General features: G+C 38.0%; 13 protein-coding genes. All 13 read right to left on the reverse strand.

Annotated elements, in window-relative coordinates:
- Window positions 1–2: 2 nt before the first annotated feature.
- The gene (locus tag J8N69_RS05375; RefSeq protein ID WP_168827276.1) at window positions 3–653 is read right to left on the reverse strand and encodes an acetyltransferase; all 651 of its coding nucleotides are present in this window, start codon (window positions 651–653) and stop codon (window positions 3–5) included.
- Window positions 643–1,245 (reverse strand): sugar transferase, encoded by a 603-nt coding sequence (locus tag J8N69_RS05380; RefSeq protein WP_168827274.1) that lies wholly within the window; start codon window positions 1,243–1,245, stop codon window positions 643–645. The genes J8N69_RS05375 and J8N69_RS05380 overlap by 11 nt, the downstream gene beginning before the upstream one ends.
- Entirely contained in the window at window positions 1,229–2,452 is a 1,224-nt protein-coding gene (locus J8N69_RS05385) for a glycosyltransferase family 4 protein (RefSeq protein WP_168827271.1), read from the reverse strand. The genes J8N69_RS05380 and J8N69_RS05385 overlap by 17 nt, the downstream gene beginning before the upstream one ends.
- A 37-nt stretch (window positions 2,453–2,489) precedes the next feature.
- Complete coding sequence (wecB, locus tag J8N69_RS05390) at window positions 2,490–3,620, reverse strand: non-hydrolyzing UDP-N-acetylglucosamine 2-epimerase (RefSeq protein ID WP_168827269.1); 1,131 nt, start codon at window positions 3,618–3,620, stop codon at window positions 2,490–2,492.
- Window positions 3,621–3,633: 13 nt separating this feature from the next.
- Window positions 3,634–4,740 carry a UDP-2-acetamido-2,6-beta-L-arabino-hexul-4-ose reductase gene (wbjC, locus tag J8N69_RS05395; RefSeq protein ID WP_168827267.1) on the reverse strand — a complete coding sequence of 369 codons (1,107 nt, stop codon included), beginning with the start codon at window positions 4,738–4,740 and terminating at the stop codon, window positions 3,634–3,636.
- Between the two features lies 1 nt (window position 4,741).
- Window positions 4,742–5,776 (reverse strand): polysaccharide biosynthesis protein, encoded by a 1,035-nt coding sequence (locus J8N69_RS05400; protein WP_168827266.1) that lies wholly within the window; start codon window positions 5,774–5,776, stop codon window positions 4,742–4,744.
- A 20-nt stretch (window positions 5,777–5,796) separates the two neighbouring features.
- Window positions 5,797–6,813, reverse strand: a complete 1,017-nt coding sequence (locus J8N69_RS05405) for a hypothetical protein (protein WP_168827264.1) — start codon at window positions 6,811–6,813, stop codon at window positions 5,797–5,799.
- A gap of 183 nt (window positions 6,814–6,996) precedes the next feature.
- The gene (locus tag J8N69_RS05410) at window positions 6,997–7,998 is read right to left on the reverse strand and encodes a glycosyltransferase family A protein (RefSeq protein ID WP_168827262.1); all 1,002 of its coding nucleotides are present in this window, start codon (window positions 7,996–7,998) and stop codon (window positions 6,997–6,999) included.
- Between the two features lie 431 nt (window positions 7,999–8,429).
- Entirely contained in the window at window positions 8,430–9,866 is a 1,437-nt protein-coding gene (locus tag J8N69_RS05415) for a lipopolysaccharide biosynthesis protein (RefSeq protein WP_168827260.1), read from the reverse strand.
- 14 nt (window positions 9,867–9,880) lie between these two features.
- Window positions 9,881–10,966, reverse strand: coding sequence for a phosphonoacetaldehyde reductase (locus J8N69_RS05420; protein WP_168827258.1), 1,086 nt, complete (start codon window positions 10,964–10,966; stop codon window positions 9,881–9,883).
- Window positions 10,963–12,081 carry a phosphonopyruvate decarboxylase gene (gene aepY / locus J8N69_RS05425; protein ID WP_168827256.1) on the reverse strand — a complete coding sequence of 373 codons (1,119 nt, stop codon included), beginning with the start codon at window positions 12,079–12,081 and terminating at the stop codon, window positions 10,963–10,965. Before aepY ends, J8N69_RS05420 begins: the two co-directional genes overlap by 4 nt.
- A gap of 9 nt (window positions 12,082–12,090) precedes the next feature.
- Window positions 12,091–13,395, reverse strand: a complete 1,305-nt coding sequence (aepX, locus tag J8N69_RS05430) for a phosphoenolpyruvate mutase (protein WP_168827245.1) — start codon at window positions 13,393–13,395, stop codon at window positions 12,091–12,093.
- The gene (locus J8N69_RS05435) at window positions 13,392–14,690 is read right to left on the reverse strand and encodes a CDP-glycerol glycerophosphotransferase family protein (protein WP_168827235.1); all 1,299 of its coding nucleotides are present in this window, start codon (window positions 14,688–14,690) and stop codon (window positions 13,392–13,394) included. Before J8N69_RS05435 ends, aepX begins: the two co-directional genes overlap by 4 nt.
- Window positions 14,691–14,751 lie beyond the last annotated feature (61 nt).

Genomic DNA, 14,751 nt, shown 5'->3' on the forward strand with positions numbered 1-14,751 from the left:
AGCTAGGTACCTCTTTTAATAGATTTAGCTGGATTTCCAAAAACAACATCACCAGCTTTAACACTTTTTGTAACAATAGCTCCCATTCCGACTACAGCACCTTTACCAATAACAATAGGTTTATCTGGCGTACCTTGTTTGATAATTGCGCCTGTTCCTATGTAAGCAAAGTCTTCTACATGCACATTACCATTGCACTTTACAGATGGCGCGAACGTAACAAAATCTCCGATAATACAATCATGAGCTACGTAGCTATAAATATTAGCTTGAAAGTATTTTCCAATATGGATATTGGAGGTTAAAGTAACAAACGGTGACAATATGGCACCTTCTCCAACCTTTACTTCATCCATAATTTCAACATTTGAGGCTTCAACCTGAAAAACCTCAATCTGCTTTTCCTTTAAACGATTAGCTATTTTTTCTCTTATGGCCGCATCAGCGATAGCAATGGTGACAAACTTATTCATGGAGTGAAGTGACAAGAATTGATCAAAGGTCAAAACATCATATCCATTTAGAATAGAAGCTTTTGGCGCATCATCTATGAAAACTAAATAGTCTGCGTCCTTAGATTTTTTTTTAACTAAAGGCATTACTTCACGCCCAAAACCACTAGCACCAAAAATACCGTAAACGTTACCTTTCACCTTTATCGCTCCCCTCAAATCTAGTCATAGTGACATGTCCATCAGCACTTATACCTTCTCGGACAAATACCTTTTTAACGGTTAGCAGCAGTATTTTAATATCTAACCAAAAGCTTTGGTTATCGACATACCAAACATCTAATTTGAACTTATCTTCCCAGCTGATCGCATTACGGCCATTGACTTGCGCCCAGCCAGTAATACCCGGGCGCACATTGTGACGGCGGGCTTGCTCAGCACTGTAAAGTGGCAAATACTGAACCAACAATGGACGAGGCCCGACTAAACTCATGTCACCTTTTAACACGTTAAACAAGCCAGGCAGTTCATCTAGGCTGGTAGAGCGTAAAAAGGCGCCGAACTTGGTCATCCGTTGTTCATCAGGAAGCAAGTTACCTTGTTTGTCTTTCGCATCCAACATAGAACGGAATTTCATCATTTTAAAGACACGACCATTTAAACCGGGACGATCTTGAGTGAATAAGATAGGAGAACCGAGTTTAAAACGAATCAAGAGTGCCACAATAAATATGAGTGGCGATAACGCTATTAGCGCAAGTAATGCGACAGTGAAATCAAATGTTTTTTTCATATACAAGTCTATAAAATAGTTTAATGAAGTGATCTACTCCAACATCTAACGACATCTCAGTTTGATAAAAAGATTTGGCATTTTTACCTAAGCGGTCTAATTCTGTTGAGTCTAAACTGACCAATTCAGTAACAGCACTAGCCATTGAAAATCCATCGTTTGCTTTGAAGGTTATACCAGCATCCGCTTGCCTAATAATATCAGAGGCATCCCCGTTTACGCCCATCAAAATAGGTTTCCCTGCAGCAAGATATGCTTGGGTTCGTGATGGTATAGTTATACTAAACAATTCATTATCAGTTAAGTGAACAAGTAATGCATCAGCACGCTGCAAATAACTACCTACTTCACTCATACCCACACGCGGTAAGAAAAAAACATTTTCCAAACCACTTTTATGACTTTGATCAATCGCATTTTCTTTTGCAACGCCATCACCAAGCAGTATCAAATTAGCATTGACACCTCTATCTTGGAGTATTTTAGCCGCTTCAATAATAGCGGGTAGGCCTTGCGCAAAGCCCAAGTTACCAGCAAATAAAATATTGAACCCTGGCTTGTCTGGAAAGTTATCAATTTTTTGTATTGGCAAGGACAAGGCTTCTTCATCACACCAGTTGTAGATCACAGAAATCTTTTCATCGGGTACAGAGCGCTGAATCAAGCGCTTACGAAAACCTGATGATAGTACAACAATATGCGCTGCTTTCTTATAAACCAACTGACAGAGCTTACCCACTAACTTTAGCGCTTTGCTATTATTAAGCATACCAGTCGCCGCCAAGGTATCTGGCCACAGGTCTTGGATATCGATTACAAGCGGCACTCTACGAAAAAAGCTGATAATGGCAGCTGACATTGTGGTAGTTAACGGTGGATGATAAGCATAAATAACATCAGGTTTTCGAACCTTGAATAAACCACACATCAAGGAAGACATGGCAAAACTTGCATAGTTAAAGACGCGTTTTATTGCCAAGCCATCATGGCTGGGGTACAAGGGGACACGGTGCACTTTGATACCTTGTATGATTTCTAAGGTATGAAAGCGCATTTTATACCCTTGGTATAACTTTCCACCTGGGTAGTTTGGGAAACCAGTAATCACCTCAACATCATGCCCTTTGGCGGCTAATGCTTTGGCAAACACTAGCCCTTTAAAAGTCGGCTCAGGATCAAACCACTGAGTGACAATCAGTATTTTCAAGCCCCACCACCTGTAAGCATCAAAACATGAGTAATCATTAATATTTCTTCCACACAACTCTGTTTACATAATCAGTATAAGAATGAACGATTCTGACAAGTTTATCTGAGACGTTCGGCATAGAATAATCATGAACCTGACGAATCAAGCGTTCTTTATCACGTGCTTGGGTATCTAAGATAGCCAGCCCTTGCATAATACGTTGTACTCCCAAACCAACCATCATGACAGCTGCTTCTTCCATACCTTCAGGGCGTTCATGAGCTTCTCGCAAATTTAGCGCAGGAAAATTAAGGATAGAGGATTCTTCGTTAATGGTTCCGCTGTCTGACAATGCTACTTTGGCGGACAGTTGCAGCTTATTATAATCTTTAAAACCTAACGGTTTAAGAAGCTGCACCATTGGATGAAAAGTGACCCCCATGGCATCGATACGCTTTTGTGTACGCGGATGAGTAGAAACAATAACTGGCAAATTATAAGTGGTCGCAATAGTATTCAAAGACTCAACCAGATTTAAGAAGTTCTTCTCAGAGTCGATGTTTTCTTCACGGTGGGCACTAATAATGAAAAACTGCCCTTTTTTTAAACCTAAGCGGTTAAGAACATCAGAGTCGTCTATGCCTTGACGGTAATAATTCAGCACTTCAAACATAGGACTACCAGTTTTGATGATCATGTCAGCAGGCAAACCTTCACGTAATAAATAATCACGAGCGATGGTGCTATAGGTTAGGTTAATATCCGCCATGTGATCGACTATGCGACGGTTAATCTCTTCGGGTACACGTTGATCAAAACAACGATTCCCAGCCTCCATATGAAAAGTAGGAATTTTCCGACGTTTCGCAGGTAAAACAGCCATACAGCTGTTGGTATCACCGAGTACTAATAAAGCCTCAGGCTGAACCTCGGCCAACACTTTATCAACAACGATAATGACATTGCCTATAGTTTCAGCACCGGACGCGCCAGCAGCGCCAAGAAAAAAGTCTGGTTTACGTATACCTAAGTCGTTAAAGAAGATTTCATTTAACTCATAATCATAGTTCTGACCAGTATGTACAATAATATGTTCACAATGCTCATCTAACTTCGCCATAACTCGCGACAAGCGAATAATTTCAGGGCGTGTGCCTACAACAGTGACTATTTTTAATTTATTCATTACAGATCTTTCCTTACACCTTGTATGTCACTGTATCGGGGCGCTGACGATCAAAGTTTTCATTGGCCCACAACATCACCACCATTTCATCATCACCGATATTCGTAATATCGTGCGACCAACCAGGCACAGTCTCTACTATCTCAGGCTGATCACCACAGGTGTTTATTTCCACAAATTCATCAGTCACAATATGGCGAAAGCCAAAGCGCGCTTTCCCCTTGATAACAAGAAATTTCTCTGTTTTCACATGGTGATAGTGTCCACCGCGTGTCACACCTGGATGCGCCGTGAAAAATGAGAACTGGCCGGAATCACGTGTTTTCAGCATTTCAACAAAAGACCCTCTGGGATCTTCATGTTTATTAAGCGGGTAATTGAAATCGTTTGGGGATATATAGCTAATATAAGTGGCATACAGCACACGTGTAAAACCATCACCTACCGCTTCAGTGACTAAGGTTTCACGACTATTTTTGAATTTATAAAGCTGTTCAACTAGTTCACCCAACGTCGCTGTGTATATAGGGTCAACGCTAACATACAGTTTATCGGTTGGTTGATTTATCAGCAAATCGATGAAAGAGCTGATTACCGCGCCAATATGAACTAAGCTAAGCTCTGTCGAAGGATCATTCACCTGAATAGGTAAACCATGGCTGATATTATGGCAAAAAGTCGCCACCGCAGAATTGTAATTTGGACGACACCATTTGCCAAAAACATTCGGCAAACGATAAATATAAACCTGATTGCCCGTCTCCATATACAAGTTCATCAAATGCATTTCGGCTTGTAGCTTGCTACGGCCATAAGCATTCGTTCGTTCAGCTTGGATAGATGAGGTAATTACAATAGGAATATTTCGCCCAGACGCCACAATAGCACTGCAAATTTCAGCCGTTAGTTCCGAGTTTCCAATAAAAAATTCGCTTTCTTCATCAGGTCGATTAATACCAGCAAGATGAAAAATGAAGTCGGCTTCAGCAACTAAATGGGATAGTTGACCATGATCTAATTCACGAGTGAACGGAAGAACCTCATGGCCACCCATTTTATTCAGCGTGACAACTAAATTTTTACCGATAAATCCGTTAGCTCCAGTAACCAAAACCTTCATTTTATTCCTCCGCAGCGACCCATTCGCCATCAACAATAGCCTGCATAAAGCTTAACTTAAGAAGCAATGCTTGCATACCTGCCACACCCAAACGCTCAGTGTTGTGGGAATTGTAGTCTTCGGTACGTGAAATCACTTCTTCACCCACCTCAACAAACTTCGCATAATTCAAATCACGTAGATCTGGCGGAACGCGGAAGTAATCGCCCATGTCTTCAGCGCAGGCCATTTCTTCTCGGCTCAATAACGCTTCATACAATTTTTCACCATGGCGTGTACCAATGATATTGATCGGGTGTTCTGGCTTATTAAGTAGTTGAGTTAAAGCTTGGGCCAAAACCTCTACCGTAGCAGCGGGGGCTTTCTGCACGAAAATATCGCCATTGTTACCATGCTCGAAGGCATACAATACTAGATCAACAGCGTCAGCCAATGTCATCATAAAGCGTGTCATGTTTGGATCAGTAATGGTAATAGGCTGTCCAGCACGAATCTGTTCAATAAACAATGGGATCACAGAACCGCGAGAGGCCATAACATTGCCATAACGTGTGCCGCAAATGACGGTCTTGGTATCGTCTACCGTGCGTGACTTGGCAACGATAACCTTTTCCATCATGGCTTTCGAGATGCCCATGGCATTGATCGGATACACTGCTTTATCTGTACTCAGGCAAACAACACGATTAACACCACACTGAATTGCCGCCTCTAGCACGTTTTCTGTGCCTAGAACGTTGGTCTTAACTGCTTCTAAAGGATAAAATTCGCACGAAGGCACTTGTTTAAGCGCAGCGGCATGAAATATATAATCAACACCACGAGTGGCGTTTAATACGGATTGATAATCTCGCACATCGCCAATATAAAACTTTAACTTAGGATGATTGTACTTTTTGCGCATATCATCTTGCTTTTTCTCATCGCGAGAAAAAATACGAATTTCTTTAAGATCAGAATCTAAAAAACCTTTAAGAACAGCGTTACCAAAAGAACCTGTACCGCCTGTGATCATTAATATTTTATTAGAAAACATAATTATTCCTTAACTTGAAGCTAGATATTAATATCATTTACAATGTGCTTTTTATAAGCTCTATTCATTGCAAACATAAATAAAATAAAAAGATAAGCGTTAGGTGAAAAGATCAAACCTTTGAAGTTTAACCAAAAACCAGCAAAAACCCATACAAAGAAGAAAGCTTTATTTCCGAATGCCCTAAAGCAAAGTATAACTATAAAAAATAGAAATAAGGTTGTATAAAAAACTCCACCATAGTTTATTAATATTATCCAACCAGGGTCAACAGTAGAATTTAAACCCGGCAAAAACATATAATTACCATTACCTAAAATAAACTCTAAAAAATCAGCATTTGTAAAAATGAAATGATCCTCAAAAATAATATTTATAGTTCTCATTCCACCACTAGAGAGTTCTTCTTGTAGGCGCTGTGGTAGGTAATCGACATAGTATAAATAAATAAATACTAATATAATGAAAAACCAAAATGATAAAAATAAAAACCTAAAAAAATAGCGAGACTTGAAGCGAGTTAAAAAACCAAGAATCAATGCCACTACAACATTATTGGAATTAAATAACTGAGTAAAAACGATAAAAAAATTAAAAACCTTCACCCTAAATAATGTCAATACTGTAAGCACCATAACGAATGGTGCTGTAAAATTAATCTCTGGCGTATAACCAAAACCTCTCGTATAATAATTCCACTCATAAATGATATTAACGCTATTTGACATACCCATAATGGAATAAATAAGTTCTTTACCACCTGGGTAATAAAAAGTAAAAAACCAAAAAAAAGTCTGTAGTAAAAAAACACTAAGAATTAATTTTTTTAACTTGTCATCATCACCTTTTAAATAGTAACAAACAAAAAACGCAGAGGGAACAACTGACATAATAAAAATAGTCAGGGCCCTAACTGTAAATGAATTAGTTAGTTTATTAGCAAGAGCGCCTGTAGTAATATCAACACAAAACGAGTAAAGAAAAATAAAAGTATAAATAAAGATAAAACTTAAGCCTAATGCATTAATTAAAACCAATCTAAATCGTAAACTAAAAAGGAAAACACACCCTAAAAGACCCAAAAAAAAAGAGAAATAAAATGTTGTAAAAAAAACCGGTATCCGAAAAAAAACAATAAAAAAAAGAATTATAAAAAAAACGACTTTCATGAAAAAACCCAATGAATCACTTTAAAGAAAAAACTGGTATATAACAAAAATTCAAGACTTATCCTCCATAAAATAATCTGCTCTATTCTTTAATAAACTATAATGTTCCTTATGGGAAACCAACAAAAGCTCTTTTTTAAAACTGCTATAACTTCTAAATATCGTCACTATTTTAAGAAAAAAACCAAAAACAAAACGATAAAATGCAATGTTAAAGAAAACATTAAGGAACTTATTTTTTTTTCGAAACAACCATAGTCTATTTTCAAGAACAAACCTAGAAAAAAAATTATCAGACCTTTCTATTAAATAATTATAAACTTTAACTTTGTCGTTAAAAAAACGTCCTTCAGCAGTAATATATGAAGAACCAGATGTCCTTCTATAATAAACAAATACCTTATTACTTAGTGTAAATATAGAATCTGGATTCTTCTCTGCAATTGCAACCTGTAAAGGCCAATCTTCTACTACATCATAATCCTTAAGAAAAGAGATTGTATCTGGATCAGTTAGATTTTTAAAATTGTAAAACATATTTGGCGCATTATTATTGGAAAGAAAGATAAAACGATCAATTAATTTTTTTCCTCTGTATATATGGTGGGAGGAAATCACTTCCAAAGAGGTTTTGATACTTTCGTTGATGAAATTCTCAGTAAGAATTAATGGGATACCACTCGAAAAAGAAACATTATCACTCAACGATGAATGTTCAAATATATTTTCGTAAGAGTAAACATCATCACCTGCTGTAATCTTCAGTCTCGTTGTATCAACATTCTCTAAGATATTTAGAACAGATGCGCATGTTCCAGAATTACTAGAGTTGAATATTTTTTTCACATTATTAAAAATAGAAAAATTCTCATTAAGCCAATAAGAAAGGTATCTGACAGTATTATCTGTAGATGCATCATCATTTACTACCAAGTCTACTTCCCAATCATCCCCATAGCTATCAATCAGATACTTTATACTTTCTAAGTGTTCAACAATGTATTCTTGGTGATTATAACAAAGCACTGCAAATGTAAATCGCTTTCTTGACATCAAAAATATCCTAAAATCTAAACTTGAAATAAAACCAGTTAAATATTGACCAGCTGAAATACATCTAAGCAGAATAAAACATATGCTGCCTAAAACCCTCTAACTGAGAAAAAAATATAATAAAATAGAAATTTTCATGTAATAAAATGACACCACTAAATGAAATCGTTGAGCCTACAGCTATTTTAACAACAAGGACAAGCGTTAAACCATCATTAATTTAAACCTAGTCAAATAACGAATCAAACATTAAAGTATGGCGCTTTCTCACTTCAGAAGACTAAAAATACTTCTTTAAACAATATATGTTCATACTTTTATATTTGTTGTAAAAAAGATACTAAATCCAGCAATTGATTTCGTCTACATAATGATTAGTATTATAATATTTATTGCCCCAAGTTAGAGCTGCTAAGATTATCATGCGTCATTTAATTTTTTATTTTACTATAAATCATACCAAAACTATTCAAAAAAAATTTATCACGCAGCACAAAAAGCATTGCTATATAAATAATCGCGCCTAATGCTATTTTAACAAGCAATGTCAGTAACAAGCTATCGTTAGCTGAAATCAGGCCAATCGCGAAATACATAAGCGCTGCAGCAATGATGTATTTGTACGCTATTTTTAATTGTGCTATTCCACCGAAACCAAAGAGCTTGCCCGGGTAATAAGAATTTATAAAAAATGCAATAAAAGAAGTACAGACCATGGCCCATGCTAACCCCTCAATACCGTAGGGCAATGCTATAAATAAGGCCGCCACAGTCATTGGTAATTTAGAAAGGTCTACTTTCAAAAATAAATCTGAGCGACCTATTGCGTTGAGTATATTTAGGTTAATTGAGCTTATTGGGGTAATTGACCTTGCAAAACATAAGGCGATTAAAACCGGTATAACAGGCAACCAGTCTTCACCTAAAAGTAACCTAACAAATTCATTTGATACCGCTGCAAAGCCAATAAGTAGCGGTACAGAAACCAACATCGTGATGGATATTAACTGTGTGTATACATTAACCAACCGCTCTCTATCATCTTTTATAGAGGTCATAATAGGGTATGTTACACCTTGCAATGTTGAGTTTATAAATTGTGTAGCGTAATTACTAAGATTTGTTGCTTGTGTAAAATAACCTACCTGAGTTGCATTAAAGTAACGCCCGACTAATGCAACATAAAGATTATTAACAAAAGTGGCAACAAAACCTGCAAGCATTAAATTAGAGCCAAATTTAAACAACCTATTAAATGACTCAGCACTAAAAATGAACTTAGGTAACCATTGGCAGTAAAACCATAGCACGATTCCGTTAAAAATAGATTTAGTTATTAGTAACCACACTAATGACCAGTAGCCATAACCAGCCATAGCCAAATAAATCCCTATACATGCACTCAGCAAAGTAGAAATTGTATTGGCTATAGCCTGGCTTTTAAAATCTATATTAATAGTAAGCTTGGCACGAACCACAACAGTTAGAGAGCTTACTAAAATAACTAAAAACAAAACCCTAGATATTTCAACTAACTCTGGCGCATTGTAAAAAGCCGAAATAAATGGGGCACAGAAATATAATAAAAAATACATTACTATACCCCAAAAAATATTAACATAAAATATTGTAGAAGAATCTTCCTCTGTCAAATATTGGCTTCGCTGTATAAGCGCTTGGGCGAAACCATTATTCACCACGCTTTCAGCTAACAAGGTAAAAATAGTTAGCATTCCGATCAAACCAAAACTTTCTGGACCAATGATACGTGCAATAAAAATAGTCACAGCTAAATAACCTAGCTGGTTAATTAACTTATCAGATAAACTCCAAACAACTCCATTTAATGCTTTAGCCCTAAGTGACATATGATTTAAATGACCTATATAGTGAATATTATTTTATTTAGTAAAGGCATTGTCATATCACCACTATAATTACCTACACGATCTGGATGAAACATCTCACTCTTCAAACTTTCAATTTGTGGATTACTAACATATTTAGCTAGACGATTATCAAGATCCATACCCTCCAACATTAATTTTATTCGAAGTAAAAGATGTTTTTCTTTACTATCGGGTTTCATCAAAACATAATTGTGTATTAATCTTGGTAATGTAAAACTACATGCAAGGCCATGCGGCACACCATAGTGGCTTGTAAGTGGATATGATATTGAGTGCGCTATAGCTGTGCGAGTTTGGCTAATCGCCAGGCCTGCCAAAACGCTGGCATTTTGCATTGCTGTGCGTGCTTTCAAGTCTGAAGGTCTATTAAGCACTTGAGGTAATGCTTTTTCAGCCAGCTCCAGAGCCTGAATAGCAAAACTGCTGCTAACAGGGCTACGGTTGACATTCCATAACGATTCCAGTGCATGCGAGACCGCATCCAAACCTGTGTAGAGGGTTTCCTGGTCAGGTAGACCCAGTGTTAACTCTGGGTCAAGAAGTACCTTTTCTGGAAAGATTTGATCACCAATCACCGAGTATTTTTTATGCTGAGTCTGATCCCAGACGGTAGCAAAAGGTGTTACTTCTGCACCTGTGCCTGAGGTGGTCGGAATCACCACCAAAGGCAGCTTTTGTTGCCAAACGTGTTTCTTGCCCTGGCGTAAAACTTCAGTCAGTGGCTGCTGCAATGCACTGGGTAGCGCAACAGCAAGCACCTTTGCTGCATCCAGCACACTCCCACCACCAATTGCAATAATACCCTGAAATTTTTGGCTGCGATAATGCTGAATAATCGCTTCTAAATCATCCAGCTCAGGGTTGGGTGTAACTTGGTCATGGACTATCAACTGCACATCAGATAACAAATACTGAATCTTTTCTGTCAGCCCACGACGTGTAAAACCTGCCGAAGTTACCAACAACCAACGACCAGGTGTTATCAACTGTGGCAGTTTTTCTAGACTACCCGCCCCTGCAATCAAGGTGGCCGGATTATGATAGTGCCAGTCCTTCATAAACCTGCTGCCTTCATGAAAGCAAGTTTGTTTTCTTCTGGGGTGCTGGTAGGCCTAGCCAAGTCATCGCGTGAACCCGTAGTGATTTTGATCTCAAACAGCATCGGTCCTGGTTGATGTTGAATTTCCTGCCAAGCTGTTTCAATGCCAGCTTGATCACTGGCACTCCAATAGCCCTTGTAGCCACTGGCGAGAGCAAGTGCTTTGAAATCGATGTTACCAGCTACGGTCGGCTGCCCACCCACTGACTCATGAGCGGCATTGTTCAGGAGCACATGCACCATGTTTTTTGGAGCCACATCACCTATAATCGGCAATGCGCCCAAATGCATTAAAACCGAACCATCGCCATCAATGCAGACAACCTTTTTGCCTGGATTACCCAAGGCAGCACCCAGTGCAATAGAGGCTGTATGCCCCATGCCGCCGACTGTTAGAAAATCACGCTGGATTTCGCCCCGCTCAACACGTAATTCAAACACTTCTCGCGAGGTTTTCCCAGTCGTGCTGACCACCAGGCTAGAACCGGTTAGATTGAGCAAAGAGCGCAATGCATCTTCACGCTTCATTTGTGAAGGCGAAGTCGACTTGCGCATACTTTTGTATTGTGAGAAGGTGCCTTTGCGTACAAGAAAAGCGATGGCAGAACCTGTTTCCACTACTTTTTGAAGTGCGTCCTTTAGCGTTGCTTCCAGATCTGTATCTTGATCTAGTACCCAGTAGGGTATCCCCAAAAGGTCCAACTGCTGTGGTGTAATCGCACCCTGTTTCACATGCTGTGGTTCATCCTTGATACCAGGTTCACCACGCCAGCCGATGATCATTACCAGGGGTATTTTGTAGACATGAGGATCAGTAATTGATGTCAATGGGTTAATCGTATTACCCAACCCTGAGTTTTGCATATAAACCGCAGCTAATTTCCCTGTGGTTAGATGATAACCCGCAGCCATGGCAATCGCATTACCTTCATTAGCTGTAATAATGTGTTCCCCAGTTCGACCGTGATCATCAACATATGCACAAAAATCTTTGAGCAAAGAATCGGGAACACCTGCAAAGAGACCGATACCGGCCTCTTGCAGTTTTGTATAAAAAATTCGAGGTTCAATCATAAAAATGCCTTATTTGGTTCCAGGAATCAACTCAAGAATATCTTTGAGTGGCAACATCTTATCGTCACATTCTTTAGATCGCTGATTCGTTAAAATAGACTTTGCAGTTTCTAACATGGCTGGGTAAGCAGAACGTAATAATTGGTTAGCGTAAATCACAATATTAGCTCCCTTTTCTTGCAATTCAGCTTCTGTTACCGAGTTGTAGCTTGAAGGAACCACAACTAACGGCTTGCGATTTAGAAATTTATTGTAGTGATCACAGAACTCGAAAATCTCTGCGGGGTCTTTTTTCCGACTGTGAATCATAATCCCATCAGCACCAGCATTGAGATAAGCCTGTGCACGCTTAACTGCATCATCCATACCTTGATCGAGAATCAAACTTTCAATACGGGCTATAATCATGAAATCATCGGTCGCTTGGGCTTTTTTACCCGCCATAATCTTGGCACAGAAGTTATCAATAGAATCCTGAGTCTGCGGAACATCGGTACCAAAGAGTGAGTTTTTCTTCAGACCTGTCTTATCTTCGATAATCGCAGCTGATACACCCAAGCGCTCAAGAGTACGGACAGTAAATTCAAAATGCTCTGACTGCCCACCAGTATCAGCATCATAAACAATAGGCTTGGTGGTGACTTCAAGCACCTCATTTAAGGTATTCATTCGAGCAGAAACATCTACTGCCTCGATATCTGGTTTACCTTTTGCAGTCGAATCAGTCAGTGAACTTCCCCACATACCGTCGAATTCACGAATACCTTCGGGTGTTTCTACCTTTGTATTCTCAATAATCAAACCACTAAGTGCATTATGGATATCTATGAAACGCAACAATGGCTTAACCTGGAGCATGCGGCGTAATGACTTTAAACGTAAATCTGGTGTAGTACCAATTTCCCGTAATGCCTTATTAAGCTGTGTAGAAGAAATTCCAGCAGTATAGGGCACCTCAATTAGTTCACCACCCCATTCAGCTAGTGTATCGATAACGCGTTGACGAGTCTCACGCTGAACGCCTTCTCGCCAATCATCGCCATGAACAACATAATCAGGTTTAAGCTTTATCAAATTGGGTACATAATCGAGTGTATCTTGCACTACAACACGTGATACACCCTTAATATTCTCGATGATAATCTTACGCTGCTCAAACTCCATATATGGAATTCTTTTGTAACTGGCAATAGCTTTGTCTGTTAGCAACCCTACAACTACTTCACCATGCTCTGCTGCTTTTTTTAATATATTTAGATGACCAGGGTGCACTAAATCTGCACTCATTCCAACATAGACAACTTTATTGCTCATAATAACATCCTTAGCTCATTGATTATTTTATCAGAGGGCCCCCCCCCCGAGAAAAAAGGTTTTATATTAACGTCATGAAAATTATTGATGGGTGCATTATCCACTTCCTTTCTATTATTATCAATTACAAAATCCACAAAGTTAATAATAGAGAGTTTGTTTACACCATGTTTACAGCAAGCCAATGCAGACAAGCCAAAACCATTTAAGTTATTTCTAGTATTAGGATTCAATAAATAAAGAACAGGTTTTTTTAAATACAAATATTCCGCTAAAAAAGAACCGCAGTCATGAATAATAGCATCTGAACTTATGAATAAATCATCATATTCACCTTCATCAAGCTGCGAGCATTCTCCATCACTCCACATTCTATAGTATTTATCTGTTTTCTCTTTACCCCAATCTGGATGGTTATACAATTTTGATTTTAATATTGGATGGGGTTTAAAGGCCCACTGCACATTTTCTTTATAACTATCTACTAAATCCAACATCAATTCCGCATAAATTAAGAAATTAGATAGTTGTAACTCAGCATTTTCGATAGTGTGATGTGGCGCATAAATAATTTTAAACTTATTTTGTGCCTTTTTCCATGGACAAGCAACCAGATTATTCTCAAACAATGATTCACAAGCAGGATAGCCCGTTAAAACACAATTCATACCATCATTACTCGAAACAACCCTAGCTAAATTCATTGAATCAGAATGTGGCATAAAAATCTTCCACATCAAATTGTGAAAAAGGTGATTATAAAGCGATTGATCATTACCGTGTGATGTAACCAAGTAAAAATAAGGCACGTAACAGCTTAAATAATTTAAATACGCATCTTCGTAATATTCTTTTCTGGTTAAGTTATGTGGATTAGTAAAAAACACAATATCAGGTTTAATTTCACTTAGGCCCAGCCATGTGCCATCACTATTTAACGACTTAAGAACGGGATAACCCTTTTCTTTAAAAAAAGTGAACGTTTTATCCATATCTTCAAGCATTCTTTCTTCTCCATATAAGGTATATGGACACACTAAGATTTCTGGTTCAAAGTAGGGATCTTCTAGCATTTTTCTAAAAACAGGATCAACTTTCCACACACTTTTATGGATAGCCAGGAATACCACCTTAATTTTTTCCTTTCCCTTAATACTAGACAAAAGCTGTTGATGCTTATGCTGCATATGCTGAGCAAGCTTTCTTTTTCTGGGGTTATCTAACAACTTAACTTTAAGCGGATTAAATAACTGCTTAAATATGTTAATTGACGATCGAAATATTTTTCTTAGCATTCTTACTAACTCTTAAAATTTGATTTTTTTATAACACTAGTTCATTAACAAATAAAATGGA

Source organism: Marinomonas profundi, assembly GCF_020694005.1.
In the GTDB taxonomy this organism is placed as follows: Bacteria; Pseudomonadota; Gammaproteobacteria; order Pseudomonadales; family Marinomonadaceae; genus Marinomonas; species Marinomonas profundi.

Excerpts from the sequence above, each read along its gene's own strand:
- J8N69_RS05435 (WP_168827235.1), bottom strand. The coding sequence starts at position 14,690 with ATGCTAAGAAAAATATTTCGATCGTCAATTAACATATTTAAGCAGTTA.
- J8N69_RS05420 (WP_168827258.1), bottom strand. The coding sequence starts at position 10,966 with ATGAAGGACTGGCACTATCATAATCCGGCCACCTTGATTGCAGGGGCG.
- J8N69_RS05380 (WP_168827274.1), bottom strand. The coding sequence starts at position 1,245 with ATGAAAAAAACATTTGATTTCACTGTCGCATTACTTGCGCTAATAGCG.
- aepY (WP_168827256.1), bottom strand. The coding sequence starts at position 12,081 with ATGATTGAACCTCGAATTTTTTATACAAAACTGCAAGAGGCCGGTATC.
- aepX (WP_168827245.1), bottom strand. The coding sequence starts at position 13,395 with ATGAGCAATAAAGTTGTCTATGTTGGAATGAGTGCAGATTTAGTGCAC.
- J8N69_RS05400 (WP_168827266.1), bottom strand. The coding sequence starts at position 5,776 with ATGTTTTCTAATAAAATATTAATGATCACAGGCGGTACAGGTTCTTTT.
- J8N69_RS05415 (WP_168827260.1), bottom strand. The coding sequence starts at position 9,866 with ATGTCACTTAGGGCTAAAGCATTAAATGGAGTTGTTTGGAGTTTATCT.
- wecB (WP_168827269.1), bottom strand. The coding sequence starts at position 3,620 with ATGAATAAATTAAAAATAGTCACTGTTGTAGGCACACGCCCTGAAATT.
- wbjC (WP_168827267.1), bottom strand. The coding sequence starts at position 4,740 with ATGAAGGTTTTGGTTACTGGAGCTAACGGATTTATCGGTAAAAATTTA.
- J8N69_RS05410 (WP_168827262.1), bottom strand. The coding sequence starts at position 7,998 with ATGTCAAGAAAGCGATTTACATTTGCAGTGCTTTGTTATAATCACCAA.